A 16708-nucleotide genomic window follows, 5' to 3' on the forward strand; every position below is an offset into this window, starting at 1 on the left:
GGTTTATAATTTAGTGTCTTTGTCTGTAATTGGATCGTAAGATGTACCTGTTTTACCTCTTAATCTTTCGAACTGCTTATAAGCTCGTTTCACTTTTTCCTCTGGTGCTCGTTCAAAATCGATTGGTGTGACCTCATATTTCTTTTGAAGTTCTGCGAGTTTTGATCTTAAATTTGCTTCAATGTCATCATATTCAGGATTGTCGATTTGATTCTTGATTTCCTTTGGGTCTTCTTCTAAATCGTACAATTCCCACATATCAATATCATCATAAAAATGCATTAATTTATAGCGTTCCGTGCGGACTCCATAGTGTTTCTTAACCATATGGAATGCTGGATAATCGTAGTAATGATAATAAACGGCATCTCTAAATTCGTCTCCTTCAAAAGTATCCTCCAATAATGGACGAAGCGATTTTCCTTGCATATCTTCAGGAATTTCTACTTGTGCGTAATCCAAAAACGTTTCTGCAAAATCAAGATTTTGGGTCATGGCATCGATTACGGTTCCTGTTTCTATAACGTCAGGATATTTTACCACCAAAGGCATTGCCAAGGATTCTTCGTACATATAGCGCTTATCAAACCAGCCTTTTTCCCCTAAATAAAAACCTTGATCAGTGGTGTAAATGACAATAGTATTTTCGGCCAAACCGTTCTTTTCAAGAAAATCTAATACGTCGCCAACGCCTTCATCTACCGAAGCTATAGTTGCTAAATATTCCTGCAAGTAACGCTGACCCTTATATTTTGCTAGTTCTTTTCCTAACAAATTGGCATCATGAAATGCATCATTTTTTGCCTGATAAGCTTTATCCCACGCTGTTTTTTGCTCAGGTGTCATACGATCAAAATCCGTTTTCCAAGGATTCCAAGCCAATTCCAGACTGCCTTTTTTCTTGGTTAACTTTAAGTCGTGACCCTCGTACATATCTTTATAAATGGTCTGTTGTTGTTTTTGCGAACCTAATGACCCTTGGTGAGTCGTAAAATAGGTGTCTGGTAATGGAAATTGAATAGAATCATATTTATTGGCATGTCTTAAAGCCGGCATCCAATTTCTATGCGGAGCTTTGTGCTGCAACATGAGCATAAATGGTTTATCACTGTCTTTTACTGAATTTAGATAAGTCAATCCATCTTGGGTAATGATGTCAGTCGCGTAACCTTCTATTCTTATGGTGTCTGCAACTTTGGTTTCTTTGTTCACTGAAATAAAATCAGGATTGTAATAATTACCTTGATCGGTCAGAATCTTCCAATAGTCAAATCCTTGTGGTAAACCATGTAAATGCCATTTACCAATGACTGCAGTATTATAACCTGCCTCTTGTAATAGCTTAGGAAATGTTTGTTGGCTACCGTCAAATTGATCTCCATTCATTCTAAAGCCGTTGACATGACTAAACTTGCCTGTCAACACAACAGCTCTACTGGGTCCGCAAATAGAATTGGTACAGAAATTATTTTTAAAGAGTGCTCCTTCCGTAGCAATACGATCAATATTTGGAGTTGGTGCTAGTTGACTTATGGGATGTCCATAAGCACTAATCGCTTGTTCGGCATGGTCGTCTGCCATGATGTAAACGATATTTGGTCGTGGCTTTAGCTTTATATCTTCTTTCTTTTCCTCTACGTTATCCTTACATGAATGAAATGCAAAAAGCATAACTAACATCAGTGCTAAATACTTCATGGTTCCTTAGTTTTTATAATTTTGGTTTGAATAACTTCATTATCGATTACCGTCTGCCTGAAAAAATGGAATACGTTGTCTAAATCAGCAAACGGAATAGTTGCAATCTCATGTCGGGCACCCTTAACTATATTGAAGTAGAAGGATGTTTCAAGCTCAGACAATTTTTGAGCAATCACGTTAGAGCCATCTAAAATTATATAACCATCTCTAGTGGGCTCGCAATAGTGATGTGGAGCACTATCAAACGGCACTAATTGGTCTTCGGTACCGTGAAAAAGTACTGAGGGCACAGCATTTTCTTCAGTAATATAACTCGCATCAACTACTGCACCAGCACAGGAAAATACACCTGCAAATCTCACATTTTCATAAGCTTCTTTATCATCTACAAAATATTCTTTCATAAACACCGCATTCAAACTACCTTCTGCACCTGCACTACTGCCACCTGCAATGATTTTAGTCGTATCTATTTGAAACATTTCTGCACGCTCAACCAAAAATTTGGCCGCATCCAAATAATCAATAGACGCTTGTTTAAAGGTTTCCAGTTTTTCGTCTTTGGTGCAATCGCAGCCAAAACCTGTAGTTGTTCCTTTTCTTAATAAACGGTAATCAATAGAAACACCAATGTAATTCTGCTCTTTTGCAGCATACTTTACCAATTTATTATCATCGGAAAATGCACGATGACTTCCTGAGAATCCACCACCATGCATCCAAAGTAGAACAGGAAGTGTGTCAGTTTTTTTGATGTTTTCTGGTGTGAACACATCTAATTTTAAGGTATCTTTTCCCTTTATGGCATAAGTGTACGTCTTCATGTTTTGAGCAGAAAGCCCAAAGGTGAGAAGTGAAATTAGTATTACTGTAATGTTTTTCATTTAATATATTTTCTCAATTAAAATTCCGCTTAAAACCGTTTCTCCTTTAATTGGATTTAACTTAATTGTTAATCCCTTTTCATCGGTAATATCTATTTCCGCAATTTGAGTTGCTCCATATTTATCTGGATAAGTTTGTGCTATATTGAATTGATTTGCAATAGTATATTCGTTTAGCTTAATGTCAAAAATTCGTTGTTCTCTTTCATCATCATTTTGTGTTTTAGAATCGTTTAAATTATAAACTATATCGACATTGCTCTTTAGTTGTGGCTCAACAAAATAGAGAGTTATCTTATACTTCCCATCTGACAAATCAATCTTGTATTTATTACAATCTACAAGTATAGTTTGATAGACAGCTTCTAAATTTGAGTTTTTAATATCATTTGGGATCAACTTTTTATAACATTTTCCTGAACTTGGCAAGTAACCATATAAATTTTCTGAATAAGGTCGATCTTGCAAAAACATAGCGCCAGAAACTTGATCCTTAAAACTAATATGCGTGCCAAGATTAATAGCAAAAACATCTAATAAACTTGTGTTTAGGTTTTGAATGGTTTTTACTCTAAAACTTGTTTCGTCTTTTGCATTGTTAGCTTCAGCCTTGACTTTACTTAAATCATCAATAAAAGGGACTTTAACTCTTGCTATACCTAATTCAAAATTTAAGTCTTTAATTAATTTGTCATTCACATAAAGTTTTCCCTTATTTTGATTTGAAAACACCACAATTTCATGACTATTATTTTCTAGTAAGGTTAATTCGTTTTGAAAGTTTGCAACGTGAATAAAAGGTTCGTTTTTTAAAACAGACTGGTACCAATAGTAAACTTCTTTTGGCTCGCGATTGTATTGTACTAAGCCCTTCTGATTAACATGTGGTAAAGTCTCACCTCTAAATTCCGAACCAAAATCTGCAAAATTCCATGCTGTCATTCCACTAACAAATTCGCGGTCTTGTACTTGATTGTAATAACCAGAATGCAATAGTAATTGATATTCTTGAGAATAGTCGTATCTCGAAGGTTGTGCTGTGGAAATATTTACATCTGCACCTGGTCCATACTCAGAAACCATAATAGACCTGTTAGGATAACGCTTATGTTGGTCGTCTAAAAAAGTTCCTAAATCTTTAATAGTATCGTGATACCAACCAAAATATAAATTCCAACCTACAAGCATTGGCAAATCAGCAATTTTTGTTTCGTTATAGAGTTCGTTAAAATGAAGTGCCATTACCGTAATATGGTTTGGTGCTTCCTTTCTGGTTAAATCTTCTAATTGCTTAGCAAGTTGATAGGTATATTTTTTTCGGTCTTCTTTTTCAGCTTCAGATTCTTTTTTATCAAATGCTAGACGCAAAAATATCTCATTCATATAGCCAAACATCACTACAGAAGGATAGTTATAATATTGTTTAATGTGCTCTTTTTGCATGTTCATTGAGACATTAAAAAACGTTTCTGAATTAGTAACTTTATTAACAATAGGTGTCTCAGTCCAGACTAAAATTCCGAGTTCATCACATAATTTATAAAGCTCGCGAGCATGAGGATAATGTGCAAAACGAATAACATTAGAACCCATTTCCTTAATCAAATAAATATCCTTCTTTTGAAGCGAAAGCGGCACAGCATTACCATAACCTTTGTAATCTTGATGACGATTAACACCAATCAGTTTTAAAGGTTTGCCATTTAAAAAAAAGCCTTTTTCAGAATGTACGCTTGCCCATCGGAAGCCTAAATTAGAAGATTTTGAATCTAGAATCGCCCCATCTTTAGCTATTAATTTCAATTCTAAACGATACAAATATGGAAGATCTGGAGACCACAGGTTAGGGTTTTCAATTTCAGGGAATTTAATATCTATAATTTTTGATTCATTTTTTTTTAGTTTAACGTTTCTATGTTCTTCTAAAACTAAATGACCTTCTGCATCTAAAATCCTGAGATTTAATTTATTCTGAAAGGATGAATTTTCAAAATTATCAATTAAAACTTTTACCTCAACACCAGCATTTGAAGCTGAAACATTGTAATAATTTACATAATAACCATCTGAAGCAAAATCAACTAAACTAAAATGCTGTTTAGGCAAGGAAATGAGTTCTACATTACGATAAATCCCGCCATAGAAGGTAAAGTCAGCATCGAGTGGAGGAATATCTTCATTATGTGAATTATCTACAGTAACCTCAATTAAATTATAGGTGTTATAGTTTAAATATCCGGAAATATTGAAATTAAAAGCCGTGTAACCTCCGCTATGAAAACCCACCTTTTTACCATTGACAAATACAGTTGCCTCTTGATTAACGGCATTGAACTTTAGATATTGAATTTTATCACTTTCTTGTGCTGCAATGAAAATCTGCTTTTTATAATAACCTAAGCCTCGACGGTAACCAACTTCATCATCAAAAGCATCTAAATTATTCCATGTGTGTGGAATATTTACTGTTTGCCAAGAGGTTTTGTCTTCAGAAAACTGCCAACCAGAATTGATGGTTTTTGATTGTGCTCCAATTTTGCACAAAAAAGCCACACAAAACAATAAGTATAAATATATTTTGTTCTTTATATGTGGCATAGCTGGCTATTAATCGATTAGGTTAAATATGTGCTTAAATTTAAATTCAGAACTTGGTGTAATGGCAATTTCAAATTCACCTGTTTCTACACCATATGCCATTTCACTATTGTAGAATTTTAAATCTTCTACTGAAATTGTAAAGGTTACAGTTTTTGTTTCTCCCTTTTTTAGAAATATTTTTCGGAAACCTTTAAGTTCTTTTACTGGTCTTGTAGTGCTTCCTACTTTATCGTGAATATAGAGTTGAACGATTTCGTGGCCATCATAATTTCCTGTATTTGACACCTCAACACTTGCGGTAATTGAATTTGAAAAGCTTAAGTCTTTAGAAGATAATACTAAACCCGAATATCTAAAATCTGTATAACTCAACCCATGCCCAAAAGCAAATAATGGCGTATTTGGTACATCGATATAATTACTTTTATAATCTTCTTTTGGATTATAGTCAGGAATTGGTCTTCCTGTGTTTTTCATATTATAATATATTGGCACTTGTCCGACATTACGAGGAAAAGTTACCGTTAATTTACCTGATGGATTAACCTTCCCGAATAACAAATCTGCTGTTGCAGCCCCACCCATAGTTCCCGGAAACCACACTTCCAAAATAGCATCTACCAAATCAACCTCAGCTGAAAGGTTTAACGGTCTACCATTCATTAGTACTAAAATGATTTTTTTGTTGGGATTAGCTTCCCTAATTCTTTTAATGAGGTTAGTTTGTACTCCGGGTATTCTTAAATTGGTTCTAGAAGCAGCTTCACCACTCATGTGATGACCTTCGCCCATCACCAATACAATTTCTTCTGCTTGCTTAGAAATGGAAACAGCCTCTTCTAAACCAGATTCATCTTCACCTAAAATCTTACAACCCTTAGCATATAACATTTGATATGGGTTTAAGTATTCGGAAATACCTTCAAAAATACTGACTGCCTTTCCTTTTCTGTCCCCTTTTGCTGCCCAATTGCCAATTATATCGTATTCATCTTTTACTAATGGTCCAATAAATGCAATCTTTTTTGAATCTTTAGAAAGTGGTAATGCATCATTTTTATTTTGCAATAGTACAGATGAAGCTGCAGCAATTTCCCTTGCTTTTGCTAAAAATTCTGGTTTATATTTTGTTGTGTTTTCACGATTTTTATCAATATAACGATAAGGGTCATCAAACAAACCTAACTTGTATTTAGCTAATAAAATACGCTTACAAGCATCATTAATATAACCTCCAGAAACCTTACCTTCTTCAACTAGTTTTTTTAAATGTAAGCGGTATACATGACCCATCATATCCATATCGACTCCAGCATTCATTGCAATTCTAGCAGTATCAGTACTATCTTTTGCAAAACCATGTTTTATCATTTCGTTGATAGATGTATAATCAGAAACTACAAAACCATCAAATTTCCATTCGTCACGAAGTATATCTCTTAAAGTAAACTTATTACCAGATGTCGGTACTCCATTGAGTTCATTAAACGCAGACATAAAAGTTTCTACGCCAGCATCAACAGCTGCTTTAAAGGGTGGTAAATAAACGTTACGTAATTCCCCTTCTCCTATATTTACAGTGTGATAATCTCGACCAGCTTGTGCAGCTCCATAAGCTACATAATGCTTCGCACATGCTAAAATGGTATTAGGTTTTGACAAATCATCTCCCTGAAATCCAATAATATAGGCTTTTGCCATTTCGTTATTGAGGTAAACATCCTCGCCAGCACCTTCAGAAATCCTTCCCCAACGTGGTTCTCTAGACACATCTATCATTGGTGCAAAAGTCCAATGTAGCCCTTCTGCTGAAGCTTCTTCTGCTGCAATACGCGAACTTTCTTCAACCATTTTTAAATCCCAACTTGCTGATAAACCAAGATTAATCGGAAATATTGTTCGGTGTCCATGAATTACATCATAGCCAAATAATAACGGAATACCTAAACGTGATTCTTCAACTGCAATTTTTTGCAAATCCCGAGTGCCTTTTACGGACATGGCATTTAGCATGGCTCCCATATTGCCTTCGCGAATGTATTTTCTATTATCTGTACCAACAACTGGCCCAGTTTGGTCCCAATGACCACCATACATAACGGTTTGACCAATTTTTTCCTGAAGTGTCATCAGATTCATTATCGAATCTACTTTAGCTTCATAATTTTGAGAAAAACCATGACTGAAAATGCAAAAAAGAATTAGGTATAAAAATCTTAATTTCATATTGCTTTTAATTAGTCAACTCAAATTCTTTCATCATTTTGGTAGTAGAGTCTGTGCCTACGAATACATGAAATTTACCAGTTTCTGCAACAAAATCGAGATCCGAATTATAGAATTTTAAATCTTCAACTGTAAGCGTAAAACTTACTGTTTTAGTTTCTCCTTTTTTAATTTCAATTTTTTCAAAACCTTTTAATTCCTTAAGAGCTCTGGTAACAGAGCCTACAACATCTCTAATATAAAGTTGAACAACTTCCTTACCGTCATAATCTCCAGAATTTGTAATATCTACTGTAACTTCAATAGAACCGTCCATTCCAATTAAATTTTTATTTAGTTTAAAATTTGAATAGTCAAAATTGGTATAGCTTAATCCGTAGCCAAATGGATAGAGTGGTTCATTGCGTTCATCGATATAGTTACTTCTAAATTTCTCAAAACGACCTTCTTCATTCATCAACGGTCGTCCTGTATTTTTATGATTGTAGAATATTGGAATTTGCCCTACGCTTCTAGGAAAGGTTGCAGTTAACTTACCAGAAGGGTTTATATCACCAAATAATACGTCTGAAATTGCCAAACCAGCTTCACTTCCCGGAAACCAAACATTGAGTATTGCTGTTGCGTTTTTATTTTCTTCAACTAAAACTAGTGGTCTTCCTGTAAAAAGAACTAAAACTACTGGCTTTCCTGTTTCAAGTAATGCGTTTAACAAGTCTTTTTGAACTTGCGGAATTCCTATTTCTGCTCTACTACTGCTTTCACCACTAAACTCTGCCGACTCACCTATTGCTGCAATTATGACATCAGAATTTCTTGCAACACTTAAAGCTTCATCTAATAATTGTTTGTCAGTTCTACCATCTCTTGGAATAGTTTTTCCAAACATCGTGGCTTTAGTTTCGAGCTCTAAATCATAATCGACATTACTTCCTTTTGCATATAGTATGTTAGCTTTATTGCCAACTACAGTTTTTAATCCTGCCAAGAAAGGATTCGATTTTTCTTGTTGAGTGGCAACACTCCAAGTCCCAGCCATATTTACTGCGGTATTTGCTAAAGGTCCAATTAACGCAATAGTGCCTTCCTTTTTTAATGGTAATACCCCATTTTCATTTTTAAGTAATACTGTTGACTCTGCTCCTACTTTTCTGGCAAAGGCTCTGTTTTCTTCTGTAAACACTTCGTTTTTTGAACGTTCAGCATCGCAATATTTATAAGGATCATCGAATAATCCTAGTTGATATTTTGCGGTTAAGATGCGTTTAACAGCTGTATCAATTTCATCAATTGTTACCATGTCTTTGTCTAAAGCACTTTTCAATGATTTGACGAATGCCGCAGTTGCAATAGGTGAATCACCAGCCATATCCATATCTATACCGGCTTTTAGAGCTTGAGATACTACATCTTCCTCATTACCCATTCCATGAGCCATCATTTCCCAAATACCTGTATAATCTGTAACAACAAAGCCATTAAAACCCCAATCATTGCGTAATAAATCGGTTAATAACCATTTATTACCAGTTGCTGGTATACCATCTATTTCATTAAACGATGCCATCACTGATCCAACTCCTGCATCGACTGCAGCTTTATAAGGCTCTAAATATTCGTTGTACATTCTGATTTTACTCATGTCTACAGTATTGTAATCGCGACCTGCCTCTGACGCTCCATACAAGGCAAAATGCTTTACACAAGACATCAACGTGTTGTTTTTACTTAAATCATCTTGCTGATAGCCTTTTACCATAGCTTCGGCTATTCTACTTCCTAAATATGGATCTTCACCATTGCCTTCAGAAACTCTTCCCCAACGTGGATCGCGAGAAATATCTACCATTGGCGAGAACGTCCAATTAATACCATCAGCACTAGCTTCTGTCGCAGCTATGCGTGCTGTTTTTTCTATGAGTTCCATGTCCCAAGTAGATGATAAACCAAGAGGGATTGGAAATGTGGTTTCGTAACCATGAATAACATCCATGCCAAATAACAATGGAATTTTTAGTCGACTTTCTTCAACTGCTATTCTTTGAACAGCTCTAATTTTTTCGACTGATTTTATATTGAACATGCCTCCAACTAATCCATCTTTAATTTTTTTACCAACATTAGAACTTGTTCCTTGACCAGTTGTAATATCTCCCGAAACTGGGAGATTTAATTGGCCTATCTTCTCTTCTAAAGTCATCAAATTTAAAATTGAATCGACTTGAGAAGCATAGGGACTATTAGCAGCAGATGATTTAGACGAATTTGTCTCGGTTTTACAACTTGTAAAGATTAAAGCTACTATTACTAAGCTGGCTAATTTGATATTTAGTGGTTTGGTCATACTATTATTTTATTTTAGAGAATAGCCAATTTAATAAGTCTGATTCTGCAAATGCTGGATCCCAACTGTTATGATTAGCAAAATCGTATAGTGTCAGTTTAGGAGATCCACCAGCACTTAGTATTGCAGATGCCATACTTAAGGATAAGTTTGGATTTACTACATCATCTTTAGCACCATGAAATATCCATAACGGAATATCCTTAGCATAAACGTTTACAGATTTTGGATCACCACCTCCACAAATTGGTATTGCTGCGGCAAACATTTCTGGTTTTCTATAAATTATTTCAAAAGTTCCCATACCTCCCATTGATAATCCCATTACATAAACCTGATCTGTTTTTACATAAGGTCTAGAAGTCATTTCATCCATTAAGTCCATAGTTAATGTCATAGCCATTGTAGGCGCCTTATCGTATCTGTACTTAAATGTGATAGGTCTTGTTGTACGGTCAGCTTCAAGCTTAGACCAGTAATCATTTTGAGGACATTGTGGAAAAACAAGTATTGCAGGAAATGAGTCTCTATTTTTCTCATTGAGAAATAAACTACTACCATGCACTAATTGTTTTCTGTTGTCACTTCCTCTTTCACCTGCACCATGAAGAAACAATACTAGTGGGTATTGTTTAGTATCATCAAAGTTTTTTGGCAAAAGCATTCTATAGTTGAGTGTATCCTCATCTACGATATGAGTTTCAAATGAAAACAGATTTTTTGAAGATTCTGTCTGTTGCGCTTTTATAGCACAAGTATTTAAACCAGCTATACTAAAAATTAAGATTAAAAAGATATGTTTTATTTCCATTGCATTGATTTAAAATTTTAATAATTAAATCCTAAAGCATCTAAACCATTCTGTACATCTTCATTTTGCATAAAAAGATTCCAGAATAATTGTGTTCTATAATTTTCGATCATAATAATTTCTGGTCCTTGATCTATTGCTAAATAGCGTGGTGTTACCCAATTATATTGTGGACTAAAAGCGTCATAGAAACCTGCAGGTCCTAATAAGGTTTCACTATTAATATGAAAATAATGCATTGCTGCTAGAGACTTTTCTGGCGTATAAGGAATTGAACTTATCGCTGCTGTAGGTGAAATAACACCTATATCATTTTCTGGGTCGTGCGCAGAATAACCTGTAGAACCATCCGCATTTCTGCTATAACTTGCGGTTAAACCCCAACAATCTTCACCATAATCTGCATAGTTGTTTGGATTATTGATACAATATTGATAGTTAATATTGGTATGATTTACATTTAAGTCCCAATAGTTTGCATATTGATCCGATAGGTTCGTTGGATTTAAACCTAAGAAAGAGTAATGTGCCCAGAATAGAGGTCCTGTTCCAGAACCTGCATGATCTAAAATTAGTGGAATACCATATTGACTTGAAGATGTTACAATATTTCCATTATTAGCATATCCTTGGTGATAAGCTTCAGCTGGAATTGCAAAATCCGGTGATGCTGCTCCTAAAACAAAGGCAATCATTGTTTCGTTATGACCTCTCAATTCAAGATTAATCGAAAATCCATTATTAGGACTCCAATGCCAATACAATGAATTTTGACCTTGTGTGTACCAATCCCATTCTACACCTTTCCATAATTCATCAGCTTTATTTGCTAATGCCATTTCTTCGGTAGAACCATTTTTGAAATATTCTTTAACACAGATTAAGCCTTGTACGAGAAAGGCCGTTTCTACCAAATCACCTCCATTATCTTCGGGACTAAAAGGAATAACGCTTCCGTTGGTTCCGTTAATCCAATGTGGCCAAGCACCATGAAAACGATCTGCGTTTTCAAAAAAGGTTAAAATTTGACTTAATCTGTCAAAACCTTCTGTTCTAGAAATATACCCTCTTTCTATACCGACTAAAATAGCCATCAATCCAAATCCACTTCCCCCTGTAGTCACTACATTCTGACTATTAGAAGGATCATTAGGATGATACCTCTCTCTTGCAGCACCAGAATTTGAGTCGGCAAAACCCCAAAAGTATTTAAAAGTTAGTTCTTGGGTTAAATCCATCAATTCAGAATCGGTTATGGGCACAACAGGATCATCATCACCATTGGGATCATAAGGTTCTTGCCAACCTGGACCATCGTCTGAACCACAACTAATAAAAAATAACGTCACTAATAATAGTTTAAAAACTCTCATATTAATTAATCTTCTCATATTTAAAACCAAGTTTATCTAAACCTGATTGAACATCTTTATTTTTCATGAATAAACTCCACAATAAACCTGTTCTGTAATTTTCTATCATTACAGGAATTGGACCTTGATCTATTGCTAAATAGCGTGGTGTAGACCAGTTATGTTCAAAACTAAATGCATCGTAAGGACCATATTTTCCTACTAAGCTATCATAATTATTATAAAGATTTGCTAAAACACTCATACTTTCTTTTGGAGTATATGGAAAAGATGACAGCGCAGCTGTAGGTGACACCACTCCTATATCCTTTTCTGGTCTATGACCATAATACCCTTTCATGGAATAACTAGACGTTAATCCCCAAAGACTATCACCATAGCCTTTAAAATTCTTTGGATTATCTACTGCGTATTTATAGTGAATTTTAGCATGATTCTGAGTTAATTTCCAATAATCTGCGTATTGGTCTGATAAGCCTTTTGGGTTTAGTCCTAAATAAGAATAGTGCGCCCAGAATAATGGGCCAATTAAGTCATCGTCGTGTTCATAATAATCTAAGATTAAATCTTCATCATAGAATTTTTTATCTGAAACAATAGCTCCATTTCTTGCCCAACCTTTTTCATAAACAGATTTACTTATTGGATGTGTTGGTGATGCTGCTGCAAGAACATACATAATTAAGCATTCGTTATAACCACCAACTGGGAAGTTCATTTCCCAACCAAATTCTGGAGACCAATGCCAATACAATACATCTTCACCATTTTTTGTATACCAGTCCCATTCTACTTCTCTCCACAATTTATTTATTTTATCGCGAAGTAGTTTTTCCTTGTCATTCTCACCATCAAAATATTCAGCAACAGTTAACAATCCTTGAACTAGAAAAGCTGTCTCCACTAAATCCCCTCCATTGTCTTTTTTGCTAAATGGGTATACTTTTCCTGTTTCACCATCTATCCAATGTGACCAAGCACCATGAAAACGATCCGCTTTTTCAAGAAAATCTACAATTTTATGATATCTATCTAAGGCATCTTCTTTAGAAATGTACCCTCTTTCTATTCCAACCAAAATTGCCATCAGCCCAAATCCACTACCTCCAATGGTAACTGTATTTTTTGGCGACGTCGGATAAATGTCATCCATGTGGAGTCTTTCTCTAGCCAAACCAGAATTAGGTTCTGCACCTTCCCAGAAAAAGTTTATAGTTTGCTTTTGAATAGTATCTAATAGTGTATCACTACTAGGTATGCTTTCTTGAGTAACAACCTCACTTTTATCTCTTTCTTTACCAGAATCCTTACAGCTCACAAATAGCAATAAGAATCCTGTCAAAACGAGAAATATTATATGTTTTGATTTTTTCATTTGAAAGTTTTAGATAAACTTTAGCTGCACTTATGTTTTCATAAATGCAGCTAAAGCATTGAAGACTAATTCAAAAAAATATAAGTTACTTTAATCAATTAAAGCATTGCTTGAATTTCAGCTTGAGACAGTGCCTTTTTATAGATTCGTAATTCATCCATTGCACTATGATCTGATTTGTGATTCCATCCAGTAAATCTAGGTGCTCCTGACATTATAGACATTATATCACAATCGGTCCAATCAATACCAGCAAAAGGACCTTGTGCCACAACTTGCCCATCTATATAAACTACACACTCTGTTCCTGAAATTGTGAAAGCCATTTGTAACCATTGTGGATTGGTAGGATCTAAATCTGCTGCTGCCCCACCATCGAACCAACTATCGCCTGCTCCATGACCAGCATTTAATTTAAAACGTTGCATTCCACCTGCATTTTCACGGAAAAATCTAAAGCCGCTAGTTCTATTATTTTGAGCATCTGGATTTGCCGTATCAGGTGGACCAATCACTAAAACACCTGCACGATCTGGTTCAGCATTAACATTGTATCTAAACACTGCCGAAAATTCATCTGATAATAAACCTTCTGTAGGGAATGTTAAATAAGAATCTTCTGCACCTAAGTATGCATTGCTTCCTTCAAAAGCACCTCCACTTCCTGTAAAACTAGGATTACCAACTTCTGTACAATCTTCATCACTGTAACTATCTGTATAACTACCATTAAACCCGAGTTTAAATATTTCATCACTCTGAGCAATCATAGCTAGAATTTCATCTTGAGATAAAGCTGTATTGAATAATCTTAAATCATCCATAAAACCACTGTCAGATTTGTGATTCCAACCCGTAAATCTTGGTGCACCAGACATTATTGAAAGTATGTCGCAACCTGTCCAATCAACACCTCCGTCTAATGCCCCTTGTGCTACTATTTCTCCATTTTTATAAACTATAGCTTCAGTCTCAGCGATTGTGAAAGCAAAATGCACCCATTCATCGGCACTAGGATCTACATCTGCTGCAGCTCCTCCATCAAACCAAGAATCTCCAGCCCCTCGACCAACATTTAATTTAAAACGTTGCATTCCACCTGCATTTTCACGGAAAAATCTAAAGCCACTAGTTCTATTATTTTGAGCATCTGGATTTCCGGTGTCTGGTGGTCCGATAACTAAAACTCCTGCTCTGTCAGGATTAGCATTAACTTTAGTCCAAAAAGAGGCACTAAATTGAGTTCCTAACAATCCATCTGTAGGAAATGTTAGATAAGAGTCATCTGCTCCTGCATAGGCCCCTGTACCTACTCTTGATTCTGGTGCAAAACCAGGATTACCTTCTTCTGTAGCATCAGTTACCGAGATTAATTCACTGTAACTTCCATCAAAATTCATATAAAATGTTTCACCACTAAAAAGAGGTGTATAAGGTGGTTCCTTACTAAAATTCGATGTTGCTATTGTGATATTACCGACTAAATCTGTAGCCGTAACTTGAAGCATATGCTCACCAGTAGTAATATTATCGTAAACAAATTCCTCATTGAAAATTCTGTAATCCAAGAACGAATCGAAAGACGCAATCACCTGTCCGTCTAAACTTACAGATACTGAACCTATCTCTATATCATCTTCCACTCTAAACTCTATTGGAGTGGATGTTACTGGTTCTGCTACTTGTATTTCAAAACCATTCGATGGTTTCATAATCGTAACAATAGGCGCTCCAGCATCTGGTCCTGGATCAACCTGTGTAATTGGGTCTATACCTTCATAACACGAAGCCAACATTAGCAATGTTGCAAAGGCTAGTATATATTTTTTAATGTTTTTCATTTTCTATAATTTTTTTAGTTGTTTCCAAGTGGTAATAAATCCAATTGATTTTGCGGATATGGTAAAAGTTCGTCTTCAGCAGTGAACGTTCTGCCTTCATAACTTAATTCATCATACTTGTTTAATCGTATCATATCAAAATAACGCACTCCCCATTCCATGGCTAATTCTGCAAATTTTTCGTCCATAACATCATCTGTAATTACTCCAGAAAGTGATGTCATACCAACTCTTCCCCTCACCATGTTAACAGCTTGATCAGCAGTCATAGAAGAACCACTAGCTCCCTGAGTTAATGCTTCAGCATACATTAATAATATTTCTGCATATCGAATAACAATAAAGTTTTTACTCGATCCATATCTTGTTCTTCCTGGTGTTAACTGTATAGATGGTAAATAATGCTTACCACTCCCAAACATAGCTCTTGGGTAATCATTAAAAATATCACCATCTGGAGTTACATTAGATACTAAACTTGGTAAGGTTGCATAAGCAGGGTCCATCATAATTTCTGCGATTCCTCTTGGTGTAAAATTGACACTTGTTCTCAATCTTGTTGTTTCTCCTCTATCTAGCATAAATTTGATAAACTTTAGACTTGGCTCATAGAAACCCCAACCTCCTGAAGCTCCTTCAACAACTGGTGTCCAGTTTGAAGGACCAAACGGTGCATATAAATGATCGTTAGTTGCGCCTGAGGCCGTATTATAGTCTGAAAACTGCAGTTCAAATAAGTTTTCGTTGCTACGCTCACCTGGTTTTTTAAATAATTGATAGAAATCTGGGTAAAGTGAAAATTTATTCGATCCAATAATTTCACCTGTTACATTTGCAACTTCTTGATAATTTTCTAGTTCTAGATTTGCTAAAGCTTTTATGGCCATAGCCGTATATTTTGTTACACCTGCTGGCACATCTTCTCTTTCATTTGGTCGAGCATCAGGAAGAAAAGGAATCGCTTCATCCATTAAATCAGATATATATTGCATTACCTCAGCTTTGGTTTTTACACCATTATCTAATTCCGTAGAAATATCGGAAGAAGCAATGATGAAGATATCTCCCCATAATCTTGACATTTGAAAATGAGTAAAACCACTTAAAACCTTACATTCTGCGATATATTGATCTGCTCTATCAATGTATTCTCCTGTGGCAAAGTCTTTATAGCTTTGAATTGTTTCGCCCGAACTTATTATCCTGACAATATCGCCATAGAAGTTTTCCCAAATTTGGTTGTACATCCAATAGCCGTTATCATAATTAAATAAATCAGTATCAGCAAACGGTTGTTGGTCACCTAAACCACCTGCATTAACATCATCTCCTCTAACGCCAATAAGCAATGGATCTTCCCATCCTCTGGAATAAACAGCAGCATATGCACCAACAAGTGGTAATACCATATCCTCTGAGATTGTAAAATCGAGATCATCTGCTGCCAGTTGACCATCGTTTTCTTCTAATTTTTCTGTACAGGAAAAAATTACCATACAGCAAGCTAACAGCAAGGCTAGCTTTTTGGTTACTTGAATTGAATTTTTCATAT

Annotated in this window: 10 protein-coding genes; all 10 read right to left on the reverse strand. The window is 35.3% G+C overall.

Annotation, left to right across the window (positions count from 1 at the left end; translation table 11 throughout):
- Nucleotides 1–3 precede the first annotated feature (3 nt).
- Nucleotides 4–1698: a sulfatase gene (locus Q0822_RS04660; protein WP_299120764.1), complete on the reverse strand. Its 1695-nt coding sequence runs from the start codon at nt 1696–1698 to the stop codon at nt 4–6.
- Entirely contained in the window at nt 1695–2585 is an 891-nt protein-coding gene (locus Q0822_RS04665; RefSeq protein ID WP_299120766.1) for an alpha/beta hydrolase, read from the reverse strand. The genes Q0822_RS04660 and Q0822_RS04665 overlap by 4 nt, the downstream gene beginning before the upstream one ends.
- Entirely contained in the window at nt 2586–5183 is a 2598-nt protein-coding gene (locus tag Q0822_RS04670) for a glycoside hydrolase family 2 TIM barrel-domain containing protein (RefSeq protein WP_299120769.1), read from the reverse strand.
- Nucleotides 5184–5192: 9 nt separating this feature from the next.
- A complete protein-coding gene (gene bglX / locus Q0822_RS04675; protein ID WP_299120772.1) occupies nt 5193–7412 on the reverse strand; it encodes a beta-glucosidase BglX in 2220 nt (739 codons plus the stop codon).
- Nucleotides 7413–7419: 7 nt separating this feature from the next.
- The gene (gene bglX / locus Q0822_RS04680; RefSeq protein WP_299120774.1) at nt 7420–9756 is read right to left on the reverse strand and encodes a beta-glucosidase BglX; all 2337 of its coding nucleotides are present in this window, start codon (nt 9754–9756) and stop codon (nt 7420–7422) included.
- Nucleotides 9757–9760: 4 nt separating this feature from the next.
- Complete coding sequence (locus Q0822_RS04685) at nt 9761–10567, reverse strand: prolyl oligopeptidase family serine peptidase (RefSeq protein ID WP_299120777.1); 807 nt, start codon at nt 10565–10567, stop codon at nt 9761–9763.
- A gap of 17 nt (nt 10568–10584) precedes the next feature.
- Entirely contained in the window at nt 10585–11958 is a 1374-nt protein-coding gene (locus tag Q0822_RS04690) for a glucoamylase family protein (RefSeq protein ID WP_299120779.1), read from the reverse strand.
- Complete coding sequence (locus Q0822_RS04695; RefSeq protein WP_299120782.1) at nt 11942–13315, reverse strand: glucoamylase family protein; 1374 nt, start codon at nt 13313–13315, stop codon at nt 11942–11944. The genes Q0822_RS04690 and Q0822_RS04695 overlap by 17 nt, the downstream gene beginning before the upstream one ends.
- A 98-nt stretch (nt 13316–13413) precedes the next feature.
- Nucleotides 13414–15156, reverse strand: coding sequence for a LamG domain-containing protein (locus Q0822_RS04700; RefSeq protein WP_299120783.1), 1743 nt, complete (start codon nt 15154–15156; stop codon nt 13414–13416).
- A 14-nt stretch (nt 15157–15170) separates the two neighbouring features.
- Entirely contained in the window at nt 15171–16706 is a 1536-nt protein-coding gene (locus tag Q0822_RS04705) for a RagB/SusD family nutrient uptake outer membrane protein (protein WP_299120786.1), read from the reverse strand.
- Between the last annotated feature and the right edge of the window lie 2 nt (nt 16707–16708).

The organism is uncultured Winogradskyella sp., from assembly GCF_947496485.1.
Lineage (GTDB): Bacteria > Bacteroidota > Bacteroidia > Flavobacteriales > Flavobacteriaceae > Winogradskyella.